This is a genomic window from Vibrio sp. Vb1729 (assembly GCF_033338655.1).
Classification (GTDB): domain Bacteria; phylum Pseudomonadota; class Gammaproteobacteria; order Enterobacterales; family Vibrionaceae; genus Vibrio; species Vibrio alginolyticus.
In genome coordinates this window covers 88,901-101,779 of sequence record NZ_JAWOTB010000006.1, presented here as the reverse complement: position 1 = coordinate 101,779, position 12,879 = coordinate 88,901, and the positions used below count along the sequence as shown (strand labels likewise).

The 12,879-nt window shown below is 44.2% G+C and carries 9 protein-coding genes; 3 read left to right on the top strand and 6 right to left on the bottom strand.

Translation table 11 applies throughout. The features are described from left to right. Window positions 1-133: 133 nt before the first annotated feature. The 4 genes from R7E29_RS03205 to R7E29_RS03190 all read right to left on the bottom strand — a co-directional run bounded on the left by R7E29_RS03205 (window position 134) and on the right by R7E29_RS03190 (window position 4,616). Window positions 134-1,450, bottom strand: a complete 1,317-nt coding sequence (locus tag R7E29_RS03205; RefSeq protein WP_054576273.1) for an outer membrane protein transport protein — start codon at window positions 1,448-1,450, stop codon at window positions 134-136. A gap of 309 nt (window positions 1,451-1,759) precedes the next feature. Beyond that, entirely contained in the window at window positions 1,760-3,019 is a 1,260-nt protein-coding gene (locus R7E29_RS03200; RefSeq protein WP_053304159.1) for an outer membrane protein transport protein, read from the bottom strand. A 297-nt stretch (window positions 3,020-3,316) separates the two neighbouring features. Next, window positions 3,317-4,048, bottom strand: coding sequence for a DUF3379 domain-containing protein (locus tag R7E29_RS03195; protein ID WP_054576272.1), 732 nt, complete (start codon window positions 4,046-4,048; stop codon window positions 3,317-3,319). Continuing rightward, entirely contained in the window at window positions 4,041-4,616 is a 576-nt protein-coding gene (locus R7E29_RS03190; RefSeq protein WP_042522516.1) for a sigma-70 family RNA polymerase sigma factor, read from the bottom strand. The genes R7E29_RS03195 and R7E29_RS03190 overlap by 8 nt, the downstream gene beginning before the upstream one ends. A gap of 720 nt (window positions 4,617-5,336) precedes the next feature. On the opposite strand from R7E29_RS03190, the gene fadI reads away from it, so the two are divergent. Continuing rightward, on the top strand, window positions 5,337-6,644 hold the full coding sequence (fadI, locus tag R7E29_RS03185) for an acetyl-CoA C-acyltransferase FadI (protein WP_005384447.1): 1,308 nt from the start codon (window positions 5,337-5,339) through the stop codon (window positions 6,642-6,644). Continuing rightward, on the top strand, window positions 6,644-8,755 hold the full coding sequence (fadJ, locus tag R7E29_RS03180; protein WP_054576271.1) for a fatty acid oxidation complex subunit alpha FadJ: 2,112 nt from the start codon (window positions 6,644-6,646) through the stop codon (window positions 8,753-8,755). The genes fadI and fadJ overlap by 1 nt, the downstream gene beginning before the upstream one ends. 62 nt (window positions 8,756-8,817) lie before the next feature. Here the strand turns inward: fadJ and R7E29_RS03175 are convergent, their stop codons facing one another. Next, window positions 8,818-9,072 carry a hypothetical protein gene (locus R7E29_RS03175; protein ID WP_047104370.1) on the bottom strand — a complete coding sequence of 85 codons (255 nt, stop codon included), beginning with the start codon at window positions 9,070-9,072 and terminating at the stop codon, window positions 8,818-8,820. A 167-nt stretch (window positions 9,073-9,239) separates the two neighbouring features. After that, window positions 9,240-12,017 carry an insulinase family protein gene (locus R7E29_RS03170; protein WP_017635935.1) on the bottom strand — a complete coding sequence of 926 codons (2,778 nt, stop codon included), beginning with the start codon at window positions 12,015-12,017 and terminating at the stop codon, window positions 9,240-9,242. 374 nt (window positions 12,018-12,391) lie between these two features. On the opposite strand from R7E29_RS03170, the gene sixA reads away from it, so the two are divergent. Next, window positions 12,392-12,856 carry a phosphohistidine phosphatase SixA gene (gene sixA, locus R7E29_RS03165; protein ID WP_005380537.1) on the top strand — a complete coding sequence of 155 codons (465 nt, stop codon included), beginning with the start codon at window positions 12,392-12,394 and terminating at the stop codon, window positions 12,854-12,856. Window positions 12,857-12,879: the final 23 nt, after the last annotated feature.

The following is a 12,879-nucleotide window of genomic DNA, read 5'->3' as shown; positions in this document are numbered from 1 at the left end:
AGTTCTTTTAGTTGTTGATTTCATAACACTCTCCAATTTTGGGGGTGGAAAGTGTCAACCTTATTTAGGACGGCACAGAGAAATGAAAAAAGGCTTAGCTGATGCTAAGCCTTTTTTGTATTTTGCAGCTTGGTTAGAAACGGTAGTTTGCTTGAACACCGATTAGCCAAACATTACCCGTAGTTTCGCCTACAAATTGGCCGCCGACTTGTTCTGCAGTGTCGTCTGACTTGTAACCACGAGACTCAACGATTGGTGCGTCTTTCGCAAAAATATAGGTGAAGCCAGCGTCTAGGCTGAAGTCTTTCGTCCAATCGTACGTTGCGCCAATACTTAGCCAAGTGCGGTCAGTTTCTGGAATAGTAATCGTGCGGTTTTTGTCGCTTACCGCTGAAGTATCGTATGCAATACCAGTGCGTAGCGCTAGCTTAGGATCAAGCTGGTAAGTAGCACCAACAGCAAAGCGATAGTTGTCTTCCCAGTTTTCTACTTTAACCATATGCGTGCCAGCAGTATTTAGACGTGCTTCCAATTTCTCGAAAGAGCTCCAATCCGTCCAGTTAACGCTTGCGTGTAACGCAAGTTGGTCTGTTACTTGGTGGAAGCTTGCCAACTCAGCCGTTGCAGGCAGGTTTAGATACATGTAGCCGTTGTCGCGTTCAGAAGTACCGAAGCCAAAACCAAGACCTTCAGCATGGCCTTCAAGCTTCAGTTCAACTTCAGATTTGTACGCGAAGCCGATACGGTTATTTTCATTGATCTGCCATGCTGTACCAACTTGCCAGCCCCAAGCGGTATCGTCACCTTCCATGTATTTTAGAGCGGTACCTTGAGGAACACTGATTGGTTGATTAGTTTCAGGATTTAACCCTACAACGTTATTCTTAGGAGCTGCTGCGCCAAAGCTGCCTTCGCCGATGATGTAACGGATACCACCACCAACGCTGATTGATTCATTGACTTTGTAAGCTGCGTTCAAGTTCGCTTCCATTGTCGTTACGCTTGCTTCGTTACCGAAGTGCGAGGCACCAAAGCCTTTACCTAAATCGGTTTCCATGCCGTAGTTGGTGCCAAATGCCAAACCAATCGCGAATTTCTCATTATATTGGTGTGATAGGTAGAAGTTTGGAATGATTGCATCATGTGCGAAGTCATCTGAAGATGCAGAAGAAGTGCTACCGTGGAAGTTTACATCACCTTCAATATCAATATTTGGGTTCACATAGATTGCACCAACGGACACTTGAGTGCCTTCCAAATAAGTTAGCATTGCTGGGTTACGCCATTGTGCACTTGCGTTGTCAGCCATTGCAGCTTCACCAGCATATGCTCGACCTAGGCCTGTTGCAGAATATTCAGCAAGTTGGAAACCTGCTGCGTTAGCCATGCCCGTTGCGCCAAGTAGGCTTAATGCCACTGCTGTTGATAGAAGAGTCTTGTTGGTTTTCATTCGAATGTTCGCTGATTTGTTTATAACGTGGGACAAAAGTTTAAAGGTAGAGTTTTTACTTTAGAAATGAAAATCCAGCGTAAGTGGTCATTTGGAATATTATGCTTTTAAATGTTATTCGTGCGGTTTAATAATCTAACTGTGAAGGGCTTGTAAACGGAACTCAGCGAACAGCTGTGCGTCCTAATTGTGAGATTTAGATACACGTGTTCACTCAAATTGAGTGGGCAATAAATCGCAGATATGAAAAAAGGCTGGAAATCCAGCCTTTTATATAAAGTATTTTTCTACTAACTAACAGCGAAGCGTTTAGAAGCTACGGCTGTATTGTAAGCCGAATAGAATTGCATCAGCATGAGTTGTTGCTGTTACACCGGTAGAAAGAACAGGAGATAATTGAGTATTCTCATTAACTTTTACATCTTCACCTAACAAGTACGTGAAGCCAAAATCGATGTTTGAGCTATTATCAATATGGTAAGAGAAACCTGTGGAGAACCACTGGCGATCAGAGTCTGGTACCGAGATAGACGTTACTTTATCTTGAGCGCTTGTGTCGTACATGTAACCAGCACGAAGTGTCCAGTTGTTGTTTAGGTAGTAAGTACCACCAATTGCGTAGTGCCAGCCATCTTGCCATTGATAGTCTTTCGAGTAACCACCTTTAAGTAAACCCTGATTTAGGTTCTCAAAATCAATTTGGTCGAAATCTTTCCAACCGATGTATTGGATGCTGTAGTGTACAGCAAACTTAGTGTCTTGGATTTTGTGGAAACCAGAAAACTCGGCCATATCTGGTAGAGGTAGCGTGATTTCCTGACCTTTGTCGTCTTTCGCCGTAAATTCAGGGCTGTAACGATACGCTAGACCAAAACGGTTGTTTTCATCTAGTTCGTACACAGTACCAACGTTGAAACCAACAGCCCAACCATCAGCTTTATCTACGTCCAGAATTTTTTGACCGCCAACCCCTGGGACTGAAGAGCTAGTTGTACGCTTCATTGTGCCTTGGCCGTAGATTAAATCTAAACCAGCACCAAAGCTCCATTGTTCGTTTAAACGGTAAGAACCCGCCAATCCAAAGTTGAAGCTTTTTACATCCGTAAGACCACCGTACTCGGTTGCGGTGTAGTTATCTGAAAATTCAGTTTTAGTGCCGAAATTAGAGTATGCGTTTACGCCCCATGCAAACTTGTCATTTACTGGAACGATTAGGTGAATGTTTGGAGCTATTGACGTATCACCCACATCATCAGTGTCAGCAACATTTACAGTACTGGAGCCCAAAGGAGTATTAACGTTATATTTCGCATCTTTCACTTCAATCATTGAAGTAATGCTTTCGAAACCTAGCGACAGTTCCATTTTATCAAACAGAGCCATTGCTGCTGGGTTACGAGCCATTACTGCTGCATTATCTGCGATTACTGCATCACCAGCAAATGCACGGCCGATGCCAGTTGCTGATTGAGCGTTGATTTGGAAACCCGCTGCCATCGATTGACCTGAGGCAAAAGCTACCGTTACTGCTAGGAGAGTCTTTTTAAACAGACGCGTGTTCTGAGTCATTTGTTTTTCCTTATTAGATTCGTCTCTTTGGACGATAAATTGAGCTTTTGCTCAGTGGCGCAGATAGTAGTATCAATAGTTGCTTGGACAAATCCGACCATTGGATAAAATTGAATAAAAATTGCAGAAATGATGTCTAAAAGACGGGAAATTGCACTTAAAATGCATAATTTAGAGTTTAAGCTCTAAATGCGATAGGGGTGGTGAATGTTTTGTGTTCTATTTATACAAAAATGCCGCTAAATAAGATCATTTAGCGGCATTTAACCTTTTGAAGGCTGGAAATCGTCGAAGTTGTTACATTGGCTTAATCATTGATGCAAGAGTCGTAGCGATCGCATCAATATTTTCACCTTCTTCCCCGACTAAAATCAGGCTTGAACTCCCGACGGGCTGAACGATTCCGGTCATGCCATCCTTACTAAAGTCGGTACTTTGTTCGCTTGGAATACCAGTAATAAATAACGTTACTTTACCTTTTGGACCTTGGAACACCATATGCACCGCATTGGATTCGCCAAAACCGCAGTGGTTTAGGTAGTAAACGTGATATGGAAAGTTTTCACTAAACTGGTAATGAAATGGCGACATTTTCGCATTAATTTGCGAGCTCGGTACATCCTCATCAAGATGACGAACAAACGGTTCTTCATGAATAACGTGTTTCATCGCGGTATCCGCTAAACTGGCTTGTGCTGGAGACACCAAAACATTTCCCCAGTTTACTTGACCAACGAATAATCCTGCGGTGAACGCAATAGAAGCGGCAAGTGCCATTGCTTTGCGGACAAAGTTTGGTCTGACGACCTTCTCTTCATCAAGTGCACTCGACGTCTGGCTAAATAAAATCTTATCTGCGAGATCTTCGGGTACATCCACATTCATGGCTTGTTTAATTTTTACATCGAGATCCAAAACGTCATCAACAAACTTATTGTTGGCGTCGCTACCAGCTAAAGCTTGCAGAATCTCTTCATCCTTTTGTTTTGGATCCGACAAAATACGACGACGAAATTCTAAATCATCCATTCTTTTGTCCTCTCTTGGTATCTTGAGAATCCAACATCTCTTTAAGTTGATTACGAGCGCGAAATAGTCGAGTCATCACTGTGTTTTTATTTAAATCAAGAATGTCGCCAATTTCTTCTCCACTGAAACCACCGACAACTTGGAGAAATAAAGGCTCACGGTATTCAACATCGAGCTTCATGATCTGTGCCTGCAGCCATTCTTGCTGATGATGTGGGTCATCGCTGACTTTAGCATCATTGCCGTAATCATCGATATCAACTAAATCAAATTGTTTACGTTCGAAGCGGCGCGCATTTTCTCGTCTCAATATTGTGATGAGCCAAGACTTGGCAGCTTTTTCGTCTTGGAGGCTATCGAGTGACTTCCAAGCTCTAAGACAGGTTTCCTGAACTAGATCTTCCGCGACCGCTTTATCTTTGCACAACCAATATGCGTAGCGGTACAAGTCACGATGATACCCTCGGACGAGCGCTTCGTATTTTCTTTGCTTGTCCATATCAGAGTTGACCGGACTGTTGGAATTTTTCTTTCCAAACATTTTTAATATGGCCACAGGAGCCTCCATCCTCGCTCTGTGAGTTTCTTACTTGTTCTGAGCATGACTTTACTTGTTTCATCGCTTAGCGGTTTTGGTTGCAGGATTTGTCATGCAACCCCTTAGACACAATAAGCCATGTGGTTACCTAAAAGTGTATACGCAAATGTCAGATATCATCGAACACGAATTGATATATATTGTTAACAATATCATCATTAGTAATCAATGGCTTGGATAAGTTCACTCGATGGAGCATTAAAAGGGACTTCTGATGGTGGATTCTTGAATTGTTTTGAATCAATAATCGCTCTAGGTGAGCTTAAAACTCGTAAAATCACTATAAAATTGATCTATTTCAAAATATCAAGCAGTGAAGGGGTTATAGTACACCTTGTCATCTCGTTAGTCATTGCGACTAACATGTTGAGCAAGATGACACTTCCTTTTGAAGGCTGACTTTACTTTCTCCTAATCAGGAAACTGATTACTTTTCAATTGGCGTAAGTTAATTGTTTTATAGATATTCCGACCACACAGTTATGTGTGGTTTTTTTTTGCTTCGATTTTACTTTCCGTATACCTCTTACCGTTTTAACTCTCTATAGTTAACCATTAGTAATCGCATAATAATCAAAGAAGTAGAGTAATTGAACTACTTGCTTCACGTTTATTTAAACGCACGTTTGATAAATTTAACAAATTCATTACAATGCATCAGGTCAGACCTCTTGTATTTAAGGAGAAACAATGGGCAAGCAGGAAGTAAAAACACGCAATGGTGAGCGTGTCGCTATTGTCGCGGGGCTTCGAACTCCCTTTGCTCGTCAAAGCACGGAATTTAGCCAAGTGCCAGCGGTCGATTTAGGGAAAATGGTAGTAAGCGAAATGCTTGCTCGAACAGATATTGATCCGAAGCTAATCGAACAAGTGGTATTTGGACAAGTAGTACAAATGCCTGAAGCGCCAAACATCGCACGAGAAATCGTGTTAGGCACCGGTATGAACATCCATACTGATGCTTACAGTGTGACTCGAGCGTGTGCGACGAGTTTTCAAGCGGCGGTTAATGTCGCAGAAAGCATCATGGCGGGAACCATCGATATTGGTATTGCTGGCGGTGCAGACTCTTCTTCCGTCCTGCCTATTGGCGTATCAAAGAAACTGGCCGCTAATCTGCTTGCTCTTAGTAAGACAAAAACAATGGGTCAGAAGCTTAGTATCCTCAAAAACTTGAGCTTTAAAGACCTGATGCCAGTGCCACCAGCAGTAGCAGAGTACTCTACGGGTTTATCCATGGGACAAACTGCAGAGCAAATGGCTAAAACACATGGTATTTCTCGCGCAGAACAGGATGCGCTTGCACATCGTTCTCATACGCTGGCTTCTCAGGCTTGGAAAGAAGGAAAAATCCAAGATGAAGTGATGACGGCTTTCCCTGAACCATACAAAAAATGGATTTCGGAAGACAACAATATCCGTCATGACTCAACGGTTGAGGGATACGCGAAATTGCGACCTGCGTTTGATCGTCAGTATGGCAGTGTTACGGCAGCGAACAGTACGCCATTGACTGATGGTGGTGCGGCAGTGATGTTGATGCGAGAAGGTAAAGCGAAAGAGCTCGGAATGGAGATCCTTGGTTACATCCGAGGTTATGCATTCTCTGCTATCGGCGTGGAAAAGGACATGCTGATGGGGCCGACTTATGCCACAGCGAAAGTGCTTGAAAATACAGGCTTGGAACTGTCAGACCTGACGTTGATCGACATGCACGAGGCCTTTGCTGCTCAAGCATTGGCGAATGTGAAGATGTTTGCTTCCGATAAGTTTGCTCAAGAAAACCTTGGTCGCTCAAAAGCGATTGGTGAAATTGATATGGATAAGTTCAACGTGCTTGGCGGATCAATTGCTTATGGTCACCCATTTGCTGCGACTGGTGCGCGTATGATGACGCAAACCCTACGAGAGCTAAAACGCCGTGGCGGTGGTATTGCATTGAATACCGCATGTGCTGCTGGTGGTCTTGGTGCGGCAATGATTCTGGAGGTTGAGTAATGAGCGAGCAAAAAGCATTTAGTCTAAAGGTTGATGAGCAAAATATTGCTTGGTTAGCCATCGATGTTCCTAATGAAAAAATGAATACGCTGCAGGCGGCTTTTGCTGACGAAATGAAAGAAATTTTTGCTCAGCTAAAAGACTCCAGTGGTATTAAAGGGATGATCATCCACTCCCTAAAACCGGACAATTTTGTTGCGGGCGCAGATGTTAGAATGCTAGAAGCATGCACCACAGCAAGTGAAGCGGAAGCCTTAGCAAGGCAGGGTCAGGAGTTGTTCCAGCAGCTATCGGACTTACCTTATCCTGTCGTTGCGGCTATTCATGGCCCATGTTTGGGCGGTGGTTTAGAACTGGCTCTTGCATGTGATTATCGTGTTTGTACGGATTCTGACAAAACGCGTTTAGGTCTGCCAGAAGTACAACTTGGTTTATTGCCAGGTTCTGGTGGTACTCAGCGTCTGCCACGTTTGATTGGCCTGTTACCGTCGTTGGACTTGATCCTGACGGGTAAACAACTTCGTGCGAAGAAAGCTAAAAAATTGGGCGTTGTGGACGCCTGTGTGCCTGACACCATTTTGCTCGACGTAGCAAAACAGTTTATCGAAAAAGGGAAGAACAAAGGTAACAAGAAGCAGTCAACAAAAGAGAAGTTGATGTCGGGCAGCGGTTTAGGTCGTAAGTTTGTGTTTGAGCAAGCCGCGAAGAAAACCAATGAGAAGACCCGTGGTAACTACCCAGCAACGGTTGCGATTCTCGAAGTCATTCAGCACGGTCTTGAAAAAGGCTTTGCTCAGGGTCAAGAACTTGAAGCGAAGCGCTTCGGTGAGCTTGTGATGAGCTCAGAGTCAAAAGCGCTCCGTTCGATCTTCTTTGCCACAACAGAAATGAAGAAAGAAAATGGCACGGATGCGAAACCAGCACCAGTTCATAAAGTTGGTGTGCTTGGTGGTGGTCTGATGGGCGCCGGAATCAGCCATGTGTCTGTTGCAAAAGCAAAAGTACCTGTTCGCATCAAAGACGTTAGCAACGATGGCGTTTTAAACGCGCTCAACTACAACTACAAGTTATTTGAGAAACAGCGCAAACGTCGCATTCTATCCAAGGCCGATCTGCAAGCGAAAATGCTGCAACTGTCTGGTGGTGTCGATTTTACCAGTTTTAATCATATTGATGTCGTAATTGAAGCCGTTTTTGAAGACTTAGATCTTAAGCAAAAAATGGTGGCGGACATTGAAGCGAACGCTAAGACAGAAACTATCTTTGCGACCAATACTTCTTCGTTGCCTATCCACAAAATTGCAGAAAAAGCAGAGCGTCCAGAAAACGTAGTTGGTTTGCATTACTTCAGCCCAGTAGAAAAAATGCCTTTGGTGGAAGTGATTCCGCATGAAACGACGTCAGATGAAACCGTTTCAACAGTTGTTGCACTTGCTAAGAAGCAAGGTAAAACCCCGATCGTAGTGAAAGACAAAGCGGGCTTTTACGTGAACCGCATTCTTGCGCCATACATGAACGAAGCGGCGCATATTCTGCTGGCTAACGAACCGATCGAAAAGATTGATACGGCGTTGCTTGATTTTGGTTTCCCTGTTGGCCCGATTACCTTGTTGGATGAAGTTGGTGTCGACATTGGCGCGAAAATTATGCCGATCCTGGTTAATGAGTTAGGTGACCGATTCAAAGGGCCGGATGTGTTTGATATCTTGTTAAATGATGGACGTAAAGGACGCAAGAGTGGTAAGGGGTTTTACACTTACAAGGGCAAGAAGAAAGATGTCGACAAATCGGTTTACAAACTGCTTAAGCTCGACCCTGAATCTAAGCTAAGCGATAACGATATTGCGTTGCGCTGTGTGCTGCCAATGCTGAATGAAGCGGTACGTTGTTTGGATGATGGCATCATTCGCTCGCCACGTGACGGTGATATTGGCGCGATATTTGGTATTGGTTTCCCACCGTTCTTGGGTGGCCCGTTCCGTTACATGGACCAATTTGGTATTAAGGAGCTCGTAGAGAAAATGAATGAGTTTGCATCGAAATATGGCGATCGTTACGCGCCATGTGATGGTTTGCTTACTCGAGCTGGTGAAGGGACAACGTTCTATTAAACGTTGCTTCGGTAGAGAAAAAGGCTTGCCAGTGGCAAGCCTTTTTCATAAAGAAGAAATGGTTACTTCTTCTTGTCTTTCTTATCTTTATTGTGGCCTTTACCAGGGTTGTCGTCCCCATGAATGCTGCTATTACCTTTTTTGTCTTTATCATTCCACTGCTTTGAAGAGCAATCATCTGATTTGATGGATACATTGTCTCCACTAAGGCGCACACAGTCGTCACTTAGTTCGAAACCATCGCCTTTGACTGAGATTTCAGCGTGAGCAGATGCCAATGGCAGTATAAGAGCCACAAGTAAAAGTGCTTTTTTCATGATTACCTCATTAAGTTATTTTTAGTTTGGTAATTAGAGCATAAGCCGCAATGGCGCAATTTCAATTTTCTGCCAATTATGGTGCCGATTCAATCTATGAGACCGACAACCTCATGGGTTTGTAGGTTCATTCTAGTAATCGACAATTTTATTTCTGCGCAACTAGATCACCCCAAGCCGCAATCTTTTGGCCGAAGTTGGAACTCTTCAATCGATCCTATTTCTTGTCCTAGATGGATGCGCGGAGCCTCCGAATGCGCTTGACCTTGAGAGTGCATGATCAAACGATTTGCAGTACGAGGTTTCAATTCGTTCACAACGAAGCGAATCATGTCTGCGCGCGTCAGCTTCTTCAACTCCGCCAGTACCTTGTCACGTTGGTTAAACTCAGTGTCCTTATTTCCTATCGCAACCCAAAGACGTTGAGCCCGTCCTCGAAGTGTGGTGTCCGGCGTTGCTATTTGGTTCCACAAGCCGCGCTTACTGCTGTGCCATTGGTAATCGTTTAACTCTAACAGCACCATATAAAAGGCATTTAAAAACTCATCGATTGAGGTAACCAGCTCGGCAGGTGCTGCATTAGGTGACTGCACATACAGTACAATACCAGGGTGACGATTTAGCGGCATATTGCCAGTGCCTACCATGTAACCTAATTGCTGCTTGGTACGGATTTCGTGGAAAAACGTTGCCGACATAAGGTGATTGGCCAATGAGTATAGCGCGATACTGCGAGGCTCAATATCCTCGCACTGGTGGTAAATAACGACTGCTGAATCTTGCTGATTACAATGCACCTCACGTTGAAAACTGCCATTTTTACCTAGCATAATGAGCGGACGAAGTGCCTCTTCATAACGTTGCTCGTTAACTCTTAGAGCATCCTTCAAGGTCGTAGCCATGTCATGGGCTTGCTGGCGTTGCCAGTCTCCGTAAACAAACATTTCAACGTGCAGTTCTGCAAGAATGGATTCTACGAATACCGAGAGTTCATCGACTTCGATTTCTTCTAGCGCTTCGACTAAGGTTGCGAAAGGCGGGTTATTGGGTTGAAGTAACCCAGTAAGTGCGTTAAACAGCTGCGAAATAGGGCGATCTTGTGAAGCATTTCTCCAGTTTCGTAACAATTGTTGTTTGATGGTTTCAAAGCGAGCAGGGCTGAAATCTCGAGAAGCAAAACGGTGCAGAATCATTTCTAGCAACTGAGGCAGCTTTTGACTGAACCCTGAGAGGGTTAAGGTCACGCCACCTTGGTGAGCATACATGTTGTAACCCATCCCTGCGATTTCTGCTTGATAGGTTTCTTTTGCTAGCGAATCGAGGAACATCTCTACACATAAGCGCGTTTTGACGATGTTCTTTGGTGATGCAACGGCATGAGAGCTGTCGATAGCGACATAAACGACACCTTTGGGCACGCGAAATTCGTCATCTTGCAAATGCCACAGCCGAAACCCTTCGAGATCCTCAATCAACTCTGGCAGTGAATCACCATTTTCGAGTGGCATGGGGTCGAGATCGTAGCAAATATAAGGGTTCTTTTCCGGTAAGACGAATTGCCAGCTTGGATCGATTTGTTGATAGAAACGACGTTGGTCTTCACTAAAAGGTGTGACGGAGTACGGGGTAAAGTACCATTCGGCAGTACGGTTGTATTCCAGGCCTTTAGCAATCAAAGTGACGCGTACATTATCGATGGTTAAGTATCGCAGCAATGAACGCTGTAACTCCTCATCGTAGCCCGCCATTTTGTAGTCACCATAAACCGTGTCTTCCGGTTGATAGTGCTGCATGTTGATCACCAGATGGCTGACGAGATCCATTGGGCGCGATGGCTCTTGGAAGCGGAAAGCCGATTCTAATACCGCTTGTTTTTCGAGATAGCGCCATTCATCTAACCCGTCTTGTTTGATCATCGAGAGGTATTGAAAAACCGCTTGAACGATATCATCAACATGATCTAAGCCGTTTGGCGTCAGGGTGCAGCTTACGGTAAAGTCTCGGTAGTTACTGCCACTCGCGCCGCCGCCCGCTGAGAGAGAGGTAATCCAGCCTTTTTCTTTGAGTTGAAGCATCAAACTGCCTTCTCCTTCATAACCCAACAGGTGAGCAAAGTAGGAGAGTGGCTTCACGCTATAATGCGCATCCATTCCCGGCATGGGGAATGTGAGAATCAGTTTACGGAACTCTTTGAGCGGCTCGACTTGAACCAAAATGCCCGTGCTTTCCTCAGTGCCTATCGGTACATCAATCGATTTTCCACGAAGGTGGTGATTTGGGATGTCGGCAAACATGGTTTCTACCCAAGCTTGCTGTTCATCGAGCGACTGTGGCCCAAATAGAGTCAGTGTCATCAAATCGGCGGAATACTGAGAGTGGTGAAACTCCACAATTTCGTCGCGGATGGATTTACCATCTCGGTCGCCAAGAGTATCTAAGTTTCCGACAGAGAATTTTGAAAACGGGTGCTCTGGATTGATGACTTCTTTGTTAACTTGATACAGGCGACGAGAATCATCATTGAGTTTGAGCTTGTATTCGGAGTCGACAGCCTGTCGCTCTTTGTCTAATGCTTCTTCGTTAAACAAAGGTGCGGTAAAGAATTGGCTAAATCGATCTAAGGCACTTTCAAAGGCATTTGGAGCAATATTGAAAAAGAAACAAGTGTGCTCTGTACCAGTCCAAGCGTTGTTTGTTCCACCGTGTTGGCTAATATAGCTTTGAAACTCGCCCACTTTAGGGTATTTTTCCGTACCCAAAAAAAGCATGTGTTCTAAATAGTGTGCCAGACCTTGGCGATCGTTTGGGTCGTCGAAGTGTCCAACGTTCACTGCCAGAGCAGCTGCCGACTGTTGAGCTGTATCGGAATGAATCAGCAGTACACGCAGTTCATTGCTCAAGGTAATGTAGCGGTATTGATTTGAATCGTTAGGACTTAGATGCACGATGCGTCTCCAGATTTCGCATTACAGTAATTTAGGCTCCCCTCGCGGGGGGCGCAAAGTTTGCGTTTCGACAAATACTGCTTGCCGTATTTTTGTTATTCGTAGACTTCTGCACAGGCCCATCGCGTTTGCGTATGGGGAAGAACTGTTTGAGTGAATGCTCTGAACTCATTGCACAGTCAAATAGTGTGATGAACTGAGTACATTCTTTTAATAGATTGTTAAGAAAGTCGCTATCTTTAACAAGCGAATTGGTATAATGAACAGATAATTATATCAGTATTTTTGTTTCGTCATTGTTAAAGTTAGCCCCGTCTATCTAATAAAGATAGCAGTCAACCTTTTGGTAGCGTTAGCTATCCCTAGGAAATAACATGAAAATATTCATCATGCGTCACGGTGAAGCCGAGCATTTTGCAGATTCAGACGCAGCACGACAATTGACCCCAAGAGGCAGAGTCGAATCAGAAGCGGTTGCGAGAGCCTGTAAAGAACAGGGTTTTGCGCAATTCGATAAAGTGTTGGTGAGTCCGTACATTAGAGCTCAACAAACTTGGCAAGAGATCAGTGCGTATTTCTCTGCAAAAAGCATTGAAACTTGTGAAGATATTACACCTTATGGCCAGTCCGAGCATGTCTTCGATTTCGCAAGTGCATTAATCGAAGTCGAACAATTGGACTCGCTTTTGTTCGTATCGCATTTGCCTTTGGTCGGTTATCTGACTTCAGAGTTTGTAAAAGACATGACACCACCGATGTTTCCTACATCAGGGCTAGTGTGCATTGAATATGATTTACAAACACAAAATGGTGAAGTGCTTTGGCATATTACGCCATAAGTGTCTAAACCAAAATAAGCGTT